We start from the raw sequence: 15,103 nt of genomic DNA on the forward strand, positions 1-15,103 counted from the left end.
GCGATCGAGTGCCCCCGGTGGCACATAACCGCACCACTGCCGAAGGCATCTACCCGCGATGCGCGATCAACCTCTCGGCGCCGTCTGTGAATTGTTGCTTCATCAATTCGCAGGCGGCGTCGATGTCGTTTCGAACGAGTGCCTCGATGAGTTCCTCGTGGTTGCGGACGGCCGCTCGGCCCCAGTCACGATCGGTGGCATAGAGGCGGGTGGGTGTGTAGCGGGTGGCGTTGTTGAGAAACCACGCCAGTTTCGCCGAGTCGGCGAGTCGGTTGAGGACGCGGTGGAACTCGAACTCGCAGTTCTCGACATCCTCCGGCCTGCCGTTCTCGACGGCCGCGGACAGCAGTGCGGTGAGTTCGGCGAGTCGGGCGAGTTCGGCCTCGGTGATCTTCGGTGCTGCGCGGCGCACCAGTTCGACAGCGATCTGGCCCTGCAACCAGAAGATGTCGACGATGTCGTTCGGCGTCAGCGGCGAAACCTTGTAGCCGCGATGCGGGACGAGTTCGACGATGCCCTCACCCCGCAGCGTCAGCAGTGCCTCGCGGACGGGAGTGACGCTGACACCGAGTTCTGCGGCGGTCTCGTCGAGTCGGATGAAGTCGCCCGGACTCACTTCGCCGGACATGACGAGGTGCCGGACGTGGCTGGCCACCTCCTCCGACAGCTGCGGCCGTCGGCGCAGAACCGATGCTCGACGCTTGTCCACCATTCCGAAAGCCAATCACACGGCGGGCTTCGCGCGAAGGAGGACCTGCGCGACCGGTTCGACGACTCGGGCCGCGATGGGCCCCAGGATTGCCATCAGCAGCACGTATGCCGTCGCCAGAGCCGCGAGTTCGCCCTCTACCGCGCCTGCGGCCACGGCCAGTCCGGCGATGACGATGGAGAACTCGCCGCGCGCCACCAGTGCCGCACCGGTGCGCAACCGGCCCGGTCGTCCGATTCCCTGACGGCCCGCCGCCCACCAGCCGGTCGCGACCTTCGTGGCTGTCGTCGTGACCGCGAGCACGACGGCCCAGCCGAGCACGGGTGGGATGGTCGCCGGGTCGGTGGCGAGTCCGAACACCACGAAGAACATCGCGGCGAAGAGATCGCGCAGTGGCTCGAGCACGCGGGTGGCGTTGTCGGCCGTCGATCCGGAGATGGCGATACCGAGCAGGAACGCGCCGACGGCGGCCGAGACCTGCAGTTCCGACGCGATGCCGGCCACCAGCAACGCGGATCCGAGGACCTTGAGCAGCACCACTTCGCGGTCGGGGCTGTCGAGTACTGCTGAGACGAGGTTGCCGTAGCGCAGTGCGACGACCAGCACGACGGTGAGGACGAACAGTGAGATGCCGAGCGCTTCGAGTCCGCCGAGGAAGCTCACCCCGCTGAGCACCGCGGTCAGGATCGGCAGGTAGATGGCCATCGCCAGGTCTTCGAACACCAGAATCGACAGCACGACGGGGGTTTCGCGGTTTCCCAGTCGGCCCAGATCGGTGAGGACCTTGGCGATGATGCCCGAGGACGAGATGTACGTGACACCGCCCATCACCAGCGCTCCGACTCCGCCCCAGCCGAGCAGAAACGCGACCAGTGCACCCGGTGCGAAGTTCAGCACGATGTCGACCAGACCTGCCATCCAGGATCGGCGCAGACCGGTGACGAGTTCGGCGGCGGTGTATTCGAGTCCGAGCAGGAGCAGCAGCAGGACGACGCCGATCTCGCTCGCGATCTCGCTGAACTCGTCGATGCCGCTGAGATTGACGATGCCGCCGTTTCCGAACGCGAGACCGCCGAGCAGATAGAACGGGATGGGGGAGACACCTATTCGACCCGCCAGACGAGCGAGTAGTCCGAGAACGAAGAACACTGCACCCAGCTCGGTGAGGGCAAGTGCGCTCTCGGCCACTGTTCAGCCCCGACTGATCTCAGGCATTGCCGAGCAACTTGGCCGCTGCGTCCAGTCCGTCCGCGGTACCGACGGCGACCAGTAGGTCACCTGCGGCCAGCGTGAAGTCGGGGGTGGGGGACGGTTGAACCTGACCGGCGCGCATGACAGCGACGACCGATACTCCGGTTTTGGTGCGCATGGCGGTGTCGCCGAGTGTGCGGCTGACGAACCGTGAGTCGGCGCGAATGGGAAGCCGACGGGTGTTGATTCCGGGGAGGTCTCGATGCTCTTCCCCGAGCTGAGCGATGAGTTGCGGCGACCCGAGCAGATTGCCCAGGGCCGCCGCTTCCTCATTGCTCAACGTGATGGATTCCTGCGTCGCATCGGGGTCGTCCTTGCGCGAGACGATCAACTCGTTCACGCCGTCCTTGCGGGTGATGACGCCTATGCGACGCCCGGAAGCGAGTGCGAAATCCTTTCGCACTCCGATTCCCGGCAGCAGGGTCACTTCGACGTTCATGGTCGAAATGCTAGCCCTGCAGGCAGCGCATTATCGAAGGATCGGGCGTGCAGCCCGACCCGTCTCGATCAGGATGCGACGGCAGCCAGGAGGGCTTCGCGCTGGTTTGCGCCGAGGCCACCGATACGGCGGGTATCGGCGATGGACAGCTGCTCGAGCAGCTGTGCGGCGCGCACGGAACCAACACCCGGCAGGGCCTTGATCAGGGCGGACACCTTGGTCTTCTTGACGATCTCGTCGTTCTCCGCCTTGGCGAGAACGTCAGCGACGCTGAGTTCGCCGGACTTGACGGATGCGAGCAGCTTCGACCGCGCAGTGCGTGCCTCGGCCGCCTTGGCCAGCGCCGCGGTGCGCTGTTCCGGTGTCAATACTGGTAAAGCCATGGCCTGTTCTCCTCGATTGTGGTGACCCGTCGCTCGTTGACAGGTCTCGACCCTCTTGCATCGTGCCTGGTGGCTCTTCCAATCTAACCGAACAACACGGCTGTCATTCCGGTCGAGCCACCGAACCTTCCCAGCCAGGCTACGTCCTATCCGATTCGGGGTGTGCCCCGACCAGCACTTCGGCCCCGTGTCGGCTCTCGAAGGGCGTCGTGTACCGGGCATGTCCGACGCCTCCCTGCCGGTCTCTCAGGCAGGTGCAGGCGAGTAGGTCTTCCTGAGTGCGACCTTGACCACCTTGCCGCTCGCGTTGCGCGGGAGGGCGTCGACGACGACCAATTCCTTGGGGTGTTTGAACCGCGCGAGATGGTCGCCGAGCCACACGAGAAGCTCGTCGAGAGTCAGGTCGGGGGTGTCGGGGGAATCGTGCAGTGCGACCACCGCGACGGGTACCTCGCCCCACCTGTCGTCGGGTCGGCCGATCACTGCGGCCTCGAGGATTCGGGGGTGGGAGAACAGGACGTTCTCGACTTCGGCGCAGTAGATGTTCTCACCGCCGGAGATGATCATGTCCTTCTTGCGGTCGACGACGAACACGAAGCCTTCCTCGTCCTGGCGTACGAGGTCGCCGGAGTGGAACCAGCCGCCGTGGAACGCGTCCGCGGTCGCGTCGGGGTTCTCCCAGTATTCGCGCATCAATGTGGGCCCTCGATAGACGATTTCGCCGATCTCGCCCTGCGCCACGTCGTTCATGTCGTCGTCGACGACGCGTGCTGCGACGGTCGGGACGACGCGTCCTACCGAGCCGAGTTTGCGAAGGGCGTCGACGCCGTCGAGCACACAGGTGATGGGCGACATCTCGGTCTGCCCGAACACCGCGACGTTCATCGCACCCGGGAACGTGTCCGACATCGCGCGCAGAACGGTGTCCGATGCCGGGGCGGCGCCCCAGGAAATGACCCGCAGGGCAAGTTCTCTCGGGTTGGCCGCCTGCTCGGCGCACATCGCCTGCCACTGCACGGGGACGAGAAACAGATTGGTGACACGTTCGGCGGCGAGTACGTCGAGCAGGGTGCCCGGATCGAATGCCCCGACCGGGTGGACGACGGTGGGAATCCCGAGCAGCAGGCTCGGCGCGAGGCTGCCGAGTGCGGCGATGTGAAACATCGGTGAGGCGCAGAAGCCGACCTCGTCGGTGGCGCTCATCTGCAGTGCCCGGACACAGGTGAACGCCTGCGCCTGCATGTTCGCGTGTGTGAGTACCGCGCCCTTGGGCCTTCCGGTGGTGCCCGAGGTGTACATGATCAGTGCCGGGGCGTCGTCCGGCACGTCGACGGGGTCCGCCGGTTCGGCGGTGGACAGCAACGTCTCGTACGCGTCTCCGGCGACGATGATTCCGGTCAGTGAATCACTCTGCGCTACAACTGCTTCGGCCAGTGGAGCGAGCGTCTCGTCGGAGATCACCAGGGACGAGCCGCTGTTCTGCGCGAGAAAGGTCACCTCCGGCGGAGTCATCCGGAAGTTCACCGGGACGGCGAGTGCGCCGAGCGCGTTGATCGCCAGGACCGCCTCGAGATATTCGGGGCGGTTGAGCATCACGATCAAGACCCGGTCACCGAATCCGATTCCGCGGCTCTGCAGGGCGCCCGCGAGCCGCGCGACGCGGTCGTCGAGTTCGCGCCAGCCGATCGATCGCCCCTGAAACCGAAGCGCCACTGCCTCGGGCTGCATGAGGGCGTGCCGTCGAACGTGGTTGTTCCAGTTGTTTCGGTTGGACAATCCGGGTTCGTTGGGGTGAGCGGCCATCGCCGGTTCCTCTCGTCAGCCGTATGAGCGGGGGATCGAATGTGATGCAGCTTACAGACTGTTGGCCGCTTTGTCCGGAACTCTGTTGACTGCATTTCAGCAGGTCAGTGACGCATTAAGTTTGTGATCATTCGCATCGATCCCGCTACTATGAGCACTCGAGACGACCGGCGAGGTGAGGCGATGAGCGAGACGAGTGCCACGGAGCCGCGGCGTCGGCCACGGAATCGGAAGTCGCAGCTTCTGGTGGCCGCGGCCGAGGCCTTCAGCGAGCGCGGCTATCACCCCGTCGGAATCGAGGACATCGCTGCCACCGTCGGTATTTCCGGGCCCGCGCTGTACCGGCACTTCCCGACCAAGTACTCCCTGTTCGTCGACACCGTCATGCGGATGACCGACTCCTTGGTCGCGGCAACGGATCCGGCCGTCATCGATCCGGCCGTCGACGATGTGGAGGATCCACAGTCCCGGATCGACGCGGTCATCGGTGCCATCATCGCCACCACCATCGACAATCGCCGCACCGGTGGGTTGTATCGAAGGGAGGGGCGCTATCTCGTCGGTTCGGACCGCGAATACCTACGGCGAGCGTTGTGCACGGTGCACGAGCGAGTGACGGTGCCGTTGCGACAGCTTCGCCCCGATCTGTCCGAGGCGGACGCCGCTCTGCTGGCCACGGCGTCGATCAGTGTGGTCGCCAGCATCACCGCGCATCGATCGGCATTGTCGGCCAAGCAGATCAAGGAGTCGATGCTCGCTGCCGCACGGTCGGTCCTGCGGACCGAACTTCCGCAGCAGGGCAGCGAATCGCCCCACCGCGACTGTGTGCTCGAGCATGCATCGAAACGGGAAGAGTTGCTGCACCATTCGATTCGGCTGTTCTATCTGCACGGGTACCACGAGGTGGGCCTCGACGACATCGGCGCAGCAGCGTCCATCACCGCCTCGAGCGTGTACCGCTACTTCCCCAGTAAGGCCGAGCTGCTCGAGGCCGCGTTGCATCGGGCCAACGCCCAGCTCACCGACACCCTCGCCGGCGCGCTCGAGCACTCGAACTCCCCGGTCGACGCCGTGCGGACCTTCGCCAGGCTGTACACCGAATTGACCTTCCGGCAGGGCGAACTGGTGGCCGTGTACTTCGCCGAGATCGGAAATCTACCGGCCGATCGGCGCGCGACACTGCGCCGGATTCAGCGCCACAACGTCGACGGCTGGGCGCAGCTGCTGCGTGAGGCCCGGCCGAACACGAGCGTGGTGGTCTCACGATTTCTGATCCACGCCGCTCTCGGGTTGGTCTTCGACGTGGGTCGGACGGTGCGGTTCGAGCGGTCCGACCGAACAATGGCGCGGGTGCAGCAGACGATGACGGCGGTACTTCTGGGATGAACCCTCCGCGTTCAGGCCGGAGTCGGCGCAGCGGTGTACGGGCATGCTTCGGTGCCCAGATCTCGGGGGCGGTAGCCGACGGGATAGCCGGGGTAGGTCCTGTTCGACGCGTCGGCGGTGGCCCGCGATCGCGTTCGCTTGGGCAGGAACCGCTCGACGCGGGCCCTGGCGCGCAGAGCCCGCACGGCCACCCGCTCGACCGTCGGTGAGCCTGCAGGGAACCCGAAGGCACCGGCCATCCGGTCGTCCAACAGTGCGAACACTCCCTGCTTCACTGCGGGGGTCAGCGCAGCGGGGTACCAGGAGCAGTACAGATCCAGGGTGTACGTGCCGATCCGACGATTGTCCTCGGTGAAGCGGAACGTCCGCTCCTCGTAGTCGAGCTTGAACTGCGCGAACTCGGTGTACGACTCGGGAATGTTCTTGATTCCCATTCGCTTTCCCACTTCGCGGTAGAAGTGGAACGTCGCGAGTCGTTCCTTGGGGTGCAGGCGACGCCATCCGTAGGTGTCGATCCACTCGATCGGCTCGTAGATGAACGTCGTCAACACGTAGAGCATGTCGTCGTTCGAGATGTCGTACTTTCCGTGCATTCGATTGACCGTCCGAAGCGATTCACGTCCCCGCTCGGAGTCGTATCCGTGCTCGAGCAGTTCGGCCATCAACAGCGAGGTGTCGTCGTAGCGCTTCTGCGGTCGGTTCTCGAATTCGCCGGTCTCGGCCAACAGTGCCGAGATGGTCGGCACGCAGTAGGTACGGAACAGCGCGAACTCGAGTGAACGCTGGTAGTCCCACGGGAACTCGTAGCCGGCCGTGATGCGGTGGATGGTGTGACAATCCCGCACCGGGTCGAGTTCCTCGATGCGTCGAAGCCAGCCGAAGCGCCCCTTCTTCGGCGTGATGTCCATGGTCAGCCTCGTCCGTGCCGAAGCTTAAGTGCCAGCACGGAGAGCTTCATGTTTCGCGCTTTGCGCTTCATCGTCAGCAGATTGATCGGAGCTGCGAAACTTTGCACGGTCAACGATTTGACGGTGCTGAACTCGCGCAGGCCGTCGGCCCCATGGATGCGGCCGAATCCGGAGTCGCCCGTGCCGCCGAACGGCAGCGCCGGAACGCCGGCGAATCCGAGGACCGAATTGACCGTCACGACACCACAATCGAGCTTCTCGGCGGCGCGTCTGCCCACTGCTCCGTCCTGGGTGAACACCGATGCGCCGAGTCCGTACTTGGACGCGTTGGCCCGCTCGATGGCCTCGTCTAGATCGCGAACCTTGTTGACCACCACGGTCGGACCGAAGGTCTCCTCGGTGATCGCGGTCGAGTCCTCGGGTACGTCGGTGAGAACCACCGGGTCGATGTACGGCCCGTGCAGCGACTCGAGGCCGCCGACGACGGCTTTGCCGCCCTTGGCCAGAGCGTCCTCGATCTGGCCTCGCACGATCTCGCTCTGTTTGCCGAGTGTCATCGGGCCGTAGGACGAGGTCTTCGTTCCTCCGGGCTTCAGCGCTTTCACCGCGGCGGTGAATTCACCGACGAACCGGTCGTACACCGGAGCCGCGACGTAGATGCGTTCGACGCCTGCGCAGGTCTGCCCGGCGTTGCCCATCGCCCCGAACGTCGCGAATTCCACTGCGGCAGTGATGTCCGCGTCTGCGTCGACGAGCATCGCGTCCTTGCCGCCGCACTCGGCGACGAGTGGGGTCAGCGACTTCGCGCAGGTTGCCATGACCTTCTTGGCGGTGGCGGTGGAGCCGGTGAACGCGATCTTGTTCACGCCGGATTCGACGAGGGCGGTACCGGTGGATCCGTCGCCGGTTATGGTCTGGAACACCGGGTGCGGAGCGGCCAGTGACTGCCACTTCTCGGCCAACCAGGTGCCGACGCCCGGCGTCAGTTCGCTCGGTTTGAATACGACGGTGTTGCCTGCGGCGAGGGCGTACGCGATGGAACCCATCGGTGTGTAGAGCGGGTAGTTCCAGGGGCCGATGACTCCGACGACGCCGAACGGTCGGTATCCGACGTAGGCCTTCTGGTTCACCGCGAGCAGGCCCGATCCGACCTTGCGCTGCCGCAGAATCTTCTCGGCGTTGCGGGCCGCCCAGTCCAGGTGTTCGACGCCGAGCATGACCTCGAGCAGCGAGTCCTCGTCGGGCTTGCCGGTTTCGGCGGCGATGACGGCGGCGAGGCTCGGGGCGTCCCTGGCGATGGCGGACTTGAATTCCAGCAGCCATCGTTTGCGTCCGACGAAGCCCTGTACGTCCCACCAGCGTGCGGCCGACCGGGCTCGAGCGACGGCGATGTCGACCTCTGCGGGGCCCGCGATCGGATACGTGGCGAGTGCGACACCCGTTCGGGGATCGAGGCTTTCGAAGCTGCTCTCGGTCGTTCGTTCGATCTGGTCCGTCATGGGCTCTATCCTCCAGCGGATCGCATCACATATATTTGATGTGATTCAATGTTGTCCAGGACACACTATGCGTCGTGTCCGGTTGCGACAACCCCCGCTGCCTCGACGTGCAGGAGCAATTCATGAGCATCGATCTCACTCGGGAACAGACCGCCTTCGCGCAGGCGGTTGCGTCGTTCTGCGCGAAAGAGGCCGGCACCAGGGCGCAGCGGGACGCGCTCACCGAGCACGGCGCGCACAGTCACAACCAGGCGCTCTACGACAAGATGGCCGAGCTGGGCTGGTTGGGCGCGATCATCTCCGAGGAGCACGGCGGAGCGGGCGGCAGCACCGTCGATCTGTGCATTCTGCTCGAAGAGTCCGCGAAGGCCATGGCGCCCATCGGCGGCATCGGTCCCACCCTGATCACCGGTGCGGCCTACGAGAAGTTCGGCACCCCGGCGCAGAAGGACACAGTTCTCGGTGGCATCGTCGCCGGCCGAAGCTACTCGATCTCCATGTCCGAGCCCGAAGCCGGCTCTGATGTGGGAAATCTGACCTGCCGCGCCGAGAAGACCGACTCCGGCTGGCTGATCAACGGCCAGAAGACCTGGTGTTCCAACGCGCATTTCGCGGACCGAATTCTGCTGGTGGCACGCACCGGCAAAGACGGTGGGAAGCACGACGGGTTGACCATGTTCGACGTTCCGGCCGATATCGAGGGCCTGAACATCGTCGGCATCGACACGATGGGCGGCAAGGAAGTCAACGACCTCTACTTCACCGACTGTGTGCTGCCCGAGGACGCGGTGGTCGGAGTGGAAGGTCAAGGATGGTCGCAGCTGATGACCGGCCTGAACATCGAGCGCCTGATCCTGGCGGCGATGATGCTCGGCACTGCGCAACGAGCGTTCGACGACACACTCGACTTCGTCACCCAGCGAAAGCAATTCGGCAGGCCCGTCGGGACGTTCCAAGCACTGCGACATCGCATCGCCGATCTGGCGACCGAGATCGAATGCGGACGGCTGCTGGTCTACCACGTGGCTCGGTTGGTCGACGAGAACCCGACGAAGCTGTTCCCGCGAGAAGCCTCGATGGCCAAGCTCAAGCTCACCGAGACCGCGAAGAAGGTGGCCCTCGACGGCATGCAGATGATGGGCGGCTACGGTTACGCCACCGAATTCGACATGGAAAAGCACGTGCGGACGACTCTCGTGTCCTCGATCTACGGCGGTACCAACGAGATTCAGCGTGACATCATCGGCAAGACGTACGGACTCTAGGCAGTCGTGCTGCATCGCCGCCCGCAGCTCTCGGAGGACGTCGCCGCAAGTATTCGCCAGCAGATCGTCACGGGCGTACTGACACCGGGCACCTTCGTGCGCATCGACGATACGGCGGGCGAACTCGGGGTCAGTGCCACTCCCGTGCGAGAAGCATTGGTGGCGTTGCGCGGTGAAGGTCTGGTGGAACTGGTGCCGCGTCGGGGCTACCGGGTCAACGAGTTGACCGAACGCGACATCGAGGACATCTTCTGGTTGCAGGGCACGATCGCGGCAGCGTTGGCCCGCCGCGCCGCGCAGCACATCACGAACGAACAGATCGAGGCGCTTCGCGCCGTGAACGATCGATTGCGTGACGCCGTGGCCCGATCCGACTTCGAATCGGTGGAGTCCTGCGAGTTCGAATTCCGCAGGTGCATCAACAGATTCGCCGGAGGAACCAAGCTGGCCTGGTTTCTCCTCGGTGCCGTGAGATACACACCCTCGCGGCTGTACGCGTCGAACAGGCAGTGGGGTGAGCACGCGGTCCGCCATCACGAACAGTTGATCGAGGCATTCCGGCGGCGCGACGTCGAGCTCGTCGGTGACCTGACGTGCCGGCACTTCCTCTCCGGAGCCGAGCTGGTGACCCGGCTAACGGGGTGATGCGGCCAGTAACAGCTCGGCGCAGCGGACGACCACGGCCTCCTCGTCCATCTCGAGTTCGCCGCCGAGCCACGCAGTGAGCACCTGAGCGAATCCGCCGACGACGAAATAGGTTGTCAGATCGAGATCGTGGTCTCCGGTGGTGCCGTAGAACTCGGTGGCCTGAGTGGCGAGCAGACGGGCGAACATCTTCGTCGACTCGGCCCGTTTCGCCACCACGATGTCGCCGACCGCAGTGGCGGAGAACAGGAGGAACCCACGGCGGGGGTCGTCCGCGACCGCGCGCACGATCGCACGAATTCCGACGTGGACCCGTTCTCGGGCGTCCCTCGGTGCTGCGGCGACCGCGTCGAGCGCGATGGCTGCGACCTCCTCGACGACGTGGTCGTACACGGCCTCCATGAGCGCGCTCCGGTCCGCGAAACTCTCGTAGAAGTAGCGGCTCGCGACGCCGGCCCGGCGGCACACCCCTCGAACCGTCAAGTCGGGCTTGGCAGTTCCGAGCAGATCGAGTCCGGTCTCGATGAGGATGCGTCGACGGTCGGCGACTCGGGCCGAACCGTCCACGCCGCCGTAGGTACGGGGTGAATCGGGCATGAACACATCTTGACACCGCTCGGCACCCGCGCCTAGCTTGATCTGAACACGCACGTACTCAGATTGCCGACAGGGGAGGGCTCGACTGCATCATGACTGTCGACAACGACCTTCTACGCAAGTCCATGACCGGCTTCGGCCTGCTCGCCGGTTCGGCGAACGTCATCATGCAACTCGGGCATCCCGCCGTCGGATACGGGGTTTTCGAAAGCCGCGTGGAATCCGGGCAGATCAACCGGCACCCGATCAAGCGCACCCGAACGACGTTGTCCTACCTGGCGGTTGCGGGTATGGGAGACGATCGGACCAAGGCCGCGTACCGGAAGGCGACCAACAGATCTCATGCCGCTGTGCGCTCGACGGCGGACAGCCCGGTGAAGTACAACGCCTTCGACCCGAACCTGCAGCTGTGGGTCGCGGCGTGCCTCTACCGAGGTTTCGAGGATGTGTATGTCGCCTTGTACGGGCCGCTCGATCCGGACGACGCGGACGAGATGTACCGGTCGTGTCACGTACTCGGATCGACACTGCAGATGCCGCCCGAGATGTGGCCCACCGATCGATCGGCGTTCGAGAAGTACTGGGAAGCAGCACTGGACGACATTCACATCGACCCGACGATCCGGCGCTACCTGCACGGCGTTGCCTCGGCAACGTTCGCCCGACCCGCAGTGCTGCACCCGTTGATCGGGCCGTTCTTCCGTTTCGTGACCACTGGATTCTTGCCCCAGCGTTTCCGAGACGAGATGGAACTGCCGTGGGATCCGGTCAAGCAGAGACGGTTTGCGCTTGTTCTGCGCAGCGCGTCCCTGCTCAACCGGATGTTGCCGCCCGCCGTTCGTGCACTCCCGTTCAACCTTCTACTGCACGATGTCCGGCGACGGATGCGCTCGGGCCGGGCGCTGGTCTAGCTCGAGGCCTCAGCTGAGGTGGTGCGGCTGCGGGTGCGACTTGTGCCCCTCGTCCGATCCCTCGTCGTCCTGGTGACCGTTCACCGTGCCTTGCACGCCCGTCCCCGCCGGAACCATCGAGATGATCACAGACTTCGAGGTGGGGCAATTACTCTGCAGCGCAGTCGAATCCAACGGAATCAGCGGATTGGTCTCGGGGTAGTACGCAGCAGCCGACCCACGCGGGGTGTCGTACTCGACGATGCGGAACGACGGCGCACACCGTTCCACGTCGTCGTCGTCCCACTTGGTGACGAGATCGACCATGTCGCCGTTGCGGAAGCCGAGAGACGAGATGTCCTCCCGATGCACGAAGATGACGCGTCGACCGTTCTCGATGCCGCGGTACCGATCGCTGAGGCCGTAGATGGTGGTGTTGAACTGATCGTGGCTGCGCAGCGTCTGCAGGATCAGATGGCGCGGCGGAACCTGCAGCACGTCGATCGGTGAGATGGCGAATTCACCTCGGCCGCTCTTGGTTTCGAACGTCCGACTGTCGCGCGGGGGGTGCGGAAGAACGAAGCCACCGGGGCGTCGAACATTGACCTCGTAGCCCTCGCAACCGGCGACGACGCGGGAGATGTGCTTGCGGATGTTGCGGTAGTCGTCGCGGAAACCCTTCCAGTCGAGACCGTATCGGTCACCGAGGGTCGCCTCGGCGATACCGCTGACGATGGCGACCTCGGAACGAAGGAATTCGCTCGCGGGCTTCAGCGGTCCGCGTGAGGAGTGCACCGAGCAGGTGGAGTCCTCGACCGAGATCCACTGCTCGCCACTGGCTTGCACGTCCTTCTCGGTGCGGCCCAGGGTCGGCAGAATCAGTGCGGTCTCGCCGCAGACCAGGTGCGAACGGTTGATCTTGGTGGAGATCTGCACCGTCATCCGCATCTTGCGCAGCGCCTCGAAGGTGACGTCACTGTCCGGAGTTGCCTGGACGAAGTTTCCGCCGAGTCCGAGGAAGAAGTGCGCCTTGCCGTCGCGCATGGCCCGGATGGAATCGACGGTGTCCAAGCCGTGCTCGCGCGGCGGCTCGAAGTCGAACTCCGCGGCCATCGCGTCGAGAAACTTCACCGGAGGGCGTTCCCAGATGCCCATCGTGCGGTCGCCCTGCACGTTCGAGTGGCCACGAACCGGCAGCAGACCCGCACCTGCCTTTCCGATGTTGCCTTGCGCGAACGCGAGATTGGTGACTTCCTTGATGGTGGCGACGGCGTTGCGGTGCTGCGTCAGGCCCATCGCCCAGCAGAAGACGGTGGCCTTGGAGTCGCGCAGCATCTCGGCGGCCTCGGTGATCTGCGCTACCGACAATCCGGTCACCTCGGTGACGAGATCCCAGTCGACCTCGGCGACGTGCGCCTTCCACGCGTCGAAACCGACGGTGTAGGTGTCGAGGAACTCGTGATCGAGCGCGTCCCACTTCACCAGCAGCGAGCCGATGGCCTGGAAGAGTGCGAGGTCGCCGTTGAGCTTGATCGGCAGATGCAGATTCGACAGGTCCGTTCCCGGTCCCACCATGCCGCGCGGAGTCTGTGGATTCTTGAAGTTGAGCAGACCCGCTTCGCGAAGTGGGTTGATGGACAGAATCTTTGCGCCGTTCTGCTTCGCCAGCTCGAGGGCCGAGAGCATACGCGGGTGATTGGTGCCGGGGTTCTGGCCCGCCAGGATGATCAGCTCGGCGTTGTGGACGTCGTCGAGCGTGACGCTGGCCTTGCCGATACCGATGGACTCCTGCAGCGCGATGGACGTCGACTCGTGACACATGTTGGAGCAGTCGGGCATGTTGTTGGTGCCGAATGCCCTGGCGAACAGTTGGTAGGTGAACGCGGACTCGTTGGAGGCGCGGCCCGAGGTGTAGAAGATGGCTTCGTCCGGGCTGGCAAGTGACTTCAGCTCGTCGCCGATCAGGCGGAACGCGTCGTCCCACTCGATCGGTTCGTAGTGCGTGCCACCGGGCCGCTTGATCATCGGATGCGTGATCCGGCCCTGCTGGCCGAGCCAGTGCTCAGTGTGACCGTCGAGCTCGGCAATGCTGTGCTGCGCGAAGAACTCCGGGGTTGCCCGGGTCGTCGTCGCCTCCTCGGCAACGGCCTTGGCTCCGTTCTCGCAGAACTCCGCTGCGTGCCGATGGCCCGGATCCGGGTCCGGCCACGCGCAGCTCATGCAGTCGAAACCCTCGGCCTGGTTCAGCTTGAGGAGCGTCTGCGCGGTGCGCTTGGGCCCCATGTGCCCGAGTGCTCGCTTCATCGACACCGCGACAGCGGTGGCACCTGCGGCATGGGTCTTCGGCTTCTCGATATCGAGCTCGGCCTCGTCGACGTCGCTGTCGGTGCGTCTCATGCGGGTCCCTTCGTTGCGTTACCCCCGCACTCGACCATAGCCTTCGGCTCAGCCGGCGAGGAGTTCGGTCACTAGATCCACGTACTGCTGCTTCGCCGAATCCTGGCTCGTGCCTTCGAGCTTCGCCCAGGCATCGAACTTCGCACGGTTCACCATGTCCAGTCGTCCCGGCCGCTTACCCGAGACGTCACCGATCGAACCCTGCTTGTAGAGCGAGTACAGGCGCAGGAGGTCGTCGTTGCTCGGCTTGGACGTGAGCTTCTTGACGTCCACCTGCGCGTCGGCGAACGACTGGTCGAGATCGGACATGGAAGAACTCCTTCTGCTAGAGGTGGTGCCATCCTTGCACGGCAGCATCGGAAACAAGCCGAATGCAGTGCGCCACGAGGGCTTCGCCGGTGACGGCGAGCGTGCCGTCGAGACAGCCGATGAACAGGGCAGTCAGCGCCCCGACGGTTCCGACGGCGATCAGCTGTCGGTCGGCGGAGTCGGGCAGTTGGGCGTGCACCAGTTCGACGAAGCCCGGCAGCAGGTCGAGTCCGCGTCGGCTGAGCGCAGGCTCGGCCAACGGTGCGATGAGCAGAACCCGTCCCGTTCGTGGTTCGTCGATGATCAGTTCGACGAATGCGCGCACGGGCGCGGCGATGGTGTCCTCGGGGGTGGTTGCCGTCGCGACGGCGTCGATCAACGTCTTCTGGGCTCTCGATCCCACCCAGGCGTACACGGCCCGGACGAACGCGTCGCGATCGGAGAAGCTCTCGTAGAAGTACCGCTCGGTCAGCCCGGCGGTACGGCAGACGGCTCGCACGTTCACTGCCGGTCCGTCGGGCGCGCCGAGGAGCTCGACCCCTGCGGCGAGCAGTGCGTCGTACCGCTTGGATCTGCGTTCCTCCAACTGTTGACTACGCATGTTGTCAACTCTAGTGTGACA

At 64.7% G+C, this 15,103-nt stretch carries 15 protein-coding genes; 4 read left to right on the top strand and 11 right to left on the bottom strand.

Annotation, left to right across the window (positions count from 1 at the left end):
* Positions 1–49 precede the first annotated feature (49 nt).
* The 5 genes from CH249_RS12320 to fadD5 form a co-directional block, all read right to left on the bottom strand.
* On the bottom strand, positions 50–712 hold the full coding sequence (locus CH249_RS12320) for a GntR family transcriptional regulator (protein ID WP_176459422.1): 663 nt from the start codon (positions 710–712) through the stop codon (positions 50–52).
* 12 nt (positions 713–724) lie between these two features.
* Entirely contained in the window at positions 725–1,897 is a 1,173-nt protein-coding gene (locus tag CH249_RS12325) for a cation:proton antiporter (protein ID WP_094682088.1), read from the bottom strand.
* A 19-nt stretch (positions 1,898–1,916) separates the two neighbouring features.
* Positions 1,917–2,399, bottom strand: coding sequence for a cation:proton antiporter regulatory subunit (locus CH249_RS12330; protein ID WP_032395305.1), 483 nt, complete (start codon positions 2,397–2,399; stop codon positions 1,917–1,919).
* Between the two features lie 68 nt (positions 2,400–2,467).
* Positions 2,468–2,782: an integration host factor, actinobacterial type gene (mihF, locus tag CH249_RS12335; RefSeq protein WP_008712632.1), complete on the bottom strand. Its 315-nt coding sequence runs from the start codon at positions 2,780–2,782 to the stop codon at positions 2,468–2,470.
* A gap of 246 nt (positions 2,783–3,028) precedes the next feature.
* Complete coding sequence (gene fadD5 / locus CH249_RS12340) at positions 3,029–4,585, bottom strand: fatty-acid--CoA ligase FadD5 (RefSeq protein ID WP_094682087.1); 1,557 nt, start codon at positions 4,583–4,585, stop codon at positions 3,029–3,031.
* A gap of 183 nt (positions 4,586–4,768) precedes the next feature.
* Here fadD5 and CH249_RS12345 point away from each other — a divergent pair, with 183 nt between their 5' ends.
* Positions 4,769–5,971, top strand: a complete 1,203-nt coding sequence (locus CH249_RS12345; protein WP_256988295.1) for a TetR/AcrR family transcriptional regulator — start codon at positions 4,769–4,771, stop codon at positions 5,969–5,971.
* Positions 5,972–5,982: 11 nt separating this feature from the next.
* On the opposite strand, the gene CH249_RS12350 is transcribed toward CH249_RS12345, so the two are convergent.
* Entirely contained in the window at positions 5,983–6,879 is an 897-nt protein-coding gene (locus CH249_RS12350; protein ID WP_094682085.1) for an oxygenase MpaB family protein, read from the bottom strand.
* Between the two features lie 2 nt (positions 6,880–6,881).
* Positions 6,882–8,378, bottom strand: coding sequence for an aldehyde dehydrogenase family protein (locus tag CH249_RS12355; protein WP_094682084.1), 1,497 nt, complete (start codon positions 8,376–8,378; stop codon positions 6,882–6,884).
* 122 nt (positions 8,379–8,500) lie between these two features.
* Here CH249_RS12355 and CH249_RS12360 point away from each other — a divergent pair, with 122 nt between their 5' ends.
* Both CH249_RS12360 and CH249_RS12365 read left to right on the top strand, forming a co-directional pair.
* Complete coding sequence (locus tag CH249_RS12360; protein ID WP_094682083.1) at positions 8,501–9,643, top strand: acyl-CoA dehydrogenase family protein; 1,143 nt, start codon at positions 8,501–8,503, stop codon at positions 9,641–9,643.
* Between the two features lie 6 nt (positions 9,644–9,649).
* Positions 9,650–10,288 (top strand): GntR family transcriptional regulator, encoded by a 639-nt coding sequence (locus tag CH249_RS12365; RefSeq protein WP_094682082.1) that lies wholly within the window; start codon positions 9,650–9,652, stop codon positions 10,286–10,288.
* Here CH249_RS12365 and CH249_RS12370 read toward each other — a convergent pair.
* Positions 10,277–10,885: a TetR/AcrR family transcriptional regulator gene (locus CH249_RS12370; protein ID WP_094682102.1), complete on the bottom strand. Its 609-nt coding sequence runs from the start codon at positions 10,883–10,885 to the stop codon at positions 10,277–10,279. The two genes, CH249_RS12365 and CH249_RS12370, sit on opposite strands and share 12 nt — an antisense overlap.
* A 92-nt stretch (positions 10,886–10,977) precedes the next feature.
* Between CH249_RS12370 and CH249_RS12375 the strand changes: the two genes are divergently transcribed.
* The gene (locus CH249_RS12375) at positions 10,978–11,796 is read left to right on the top strand and encodes an oxygenase MpaB family protein (protein WP_094646630.1); all 819 of its coding nucleotides are present in this window, start codon (positions 10,978–10,980) and stop codon (positions 11,794–11,796) included.
* A 9-nt stretch (positions 11,797–11,805) separates the two neighbouring features.
* On the opposite strand, the gene CH249_RS12380 is transcribed toward CH249_RS12375, so the two are convergent.
* Genes CH249_RS12380 through CH249_RS12390 form a run of 3 tightly spaced genes read right to left on the bottom strand, consistent with a single transcriptional unit; the run spans position 11,806 to position 15,082 of the window.
* Positions 11,806–14,172 (bottom strand): FdhF/YdeP family oxidoreductase, encoded by a 2,367-nt coding sequence (locus CH249_RS12380; protein ID WP_094682081.1) that lies wholly within the window; start codon positions 14,170–14,172, stop codon positions 11,806–11,808.
* A 48-nt stretch (positions 14,173–14,220) separates the two neighbouring features.
* Positions 14,221–14,481, bottom strand: coding sequence for an acyl-CoA-binding protein (locus CH249_RS12385; RefSeq protein WP_032395297.1), 261 nt, complete (start codon positions 14,479–14,481; stop codon positions 14,221–14,223).
* A 16-nt stretch (positions 14,482–14,497) separates the two neighbouring features.
* Positions 14,498–15,082, bottom strand: coding sequence for a TetR/AcrR family transcriptional regulator (locus CH249_RS12390; protein WP_045198328.1), 585 nt, complete (start codon positions 15,080–15,082; stop codon positions 14,498–14,500).
* Positions 15,083–15,103 lie beyond the last annotated feature (21 nt).

The sequence above is a fragment of the Rhodococcus sp. 05-2255-3B1 genome (assembly GCF_002258545.1).
GTDB lineage: Bacteria > Actinomycetota > Actinomycetes > Mycobacteriales > Mycobacteriaceae > Rhodococcoides.